Source organism: Paenibacillus mesotrionivorans, from assembly GCF_046098205.1.
GTDB lineage: Bacteria > Bacillota > Bacilli > Paenibacillales > NBRC-103111 > Paenibacillus_AR > Paenibacillus_AR mesotrionivorans.
Map to the genome: position 1 here is coordinate 1 of NZ_JBJURJ010000035.1, position 1,333 is coordinate 1,333.

The following is a 1,333-nucleotide window of genomic DNA, read 5'->3' on the forward strand; positions in this document are numbered from 1 at the left end:
TGGTTGTTACTTCACGATGATTTTTTTGAGTACCTGTGCTTCCTTTGGCGGCCTGTCCACTACTTGTCGTCCTCTCGACGTTCGGGTGGGCTTCCTGTGTAAGGCCTCTTGGAACACTTTCCACTGGGCATGAGCGTAGATCCGAATCCATTGCAGCACGTCCCATACGGTTTTGGATGTTTGTGTCCGCAAGTGGATTAGCCTGCACAAGGCAAAGGCAATGAGAGCCAAGTACATTTGGTTCCAGATGCCCTCGGGCGAGTAGCTGAACACTTGGATTAGCCGTAAATGCTGTTTCATCCACTTGAAAAAAAGTTCAATGAGCCAGCGCTGCTTATATATCTGTGCGATTTCTACTGCGCTTCGGTTCCAGCAATTGGTCACCACATGGTAACACCGTCCATGTTCATCCTCGAAGACCACAAGCCGTACCGGAACCTTGCACTTATTCAGGATGACCTTTTGGTCGAAGGTGATGAAGGACTTGTCAGCCTTGGAAATTCGGTAATCCCGTCTGACGATCCATCGGGTACTTTCCCGGATGCGGCACACAAACAACAGGTTCTGCTCCGTCCATTTCTCAAAGTGCTCGTGTTTTTGGTAGCCGCGATCCATGACATGAATCGCATCGGGATGGGTCACCAACTCGACTGCGACTTCTGTTTCATTCACATCGGCAGTAGAGGCAATGATGCGATCCGGAAAAACGGTTGGCGAACGGTCCACTACCACACGCGTATGCATTTTGACTCCCTGCTTGCTTGACGAGCAATAAGCCCAGCCAGACAGATGCAGCGGCAATTTCAACTCTGTGGCATCCACCAAGCATAATTTTCCTAGAGCCCTCGGGGATTTCCCCTGCTGAAGGGCTTGAATTTGCTTCACTAAACCGACAAACAAGGCTTGCAGGGAAGAGGTGCAGAGTTTCGGTGTTTTCCGAGACAACGCGGAAGCGCTGATGGATTTGAGCTTTGTCAGTTTGCGCAAGGTCTTATGGGCATGGAGTTGTTCGGCGATTTGCTTGTAGGATCGTAAGTTTAAGAGCTGACCGACAACGTGCAACTGGATGGTCGAGCCGACAAACAATTGTTTCGCTCGATGATCATCCAGATCGGAACGATACTGGCCTATGTCCAGGAGACGAAGGCATTGACAAAGGGTAGACAAATTCGATATGTTATCCATGAGGGCTCCTTTTGTAAGGGGGATGGATAACGCGCCATCCTTCTACATTAGGAGTTTTTTTCAGGTTTGACCAGGTGACAACGTTCAAATTAACCCATATTTAGGAATATTGGATAATTCCATGTTAGGTTTGACGCATCGCTAGTGC

1 protein-coding gene is annotated in these 1,333 nt (G+C 49.0%); it reads right to left on the reverse strand.

The window, feature by feature from the left end; all coding sequences use genetic code 11:
* Nucleotides 1-6: 6 nt before the first annotated feature.
* The gene (locus tag ACI1P1_RS29680; protein WP_416220220.1) at nt 7-1,185 is read right to left on the reverse strand and encodes an IS4 family transposase; all 1,179 of its coding nucleotides are present in this window, start codon (nt 1,183-1,185) and stop codon (nt 7-9) included.
* Between the last annotated feature and the right edge of the window lie 148 nt (nt 1,186-1,333).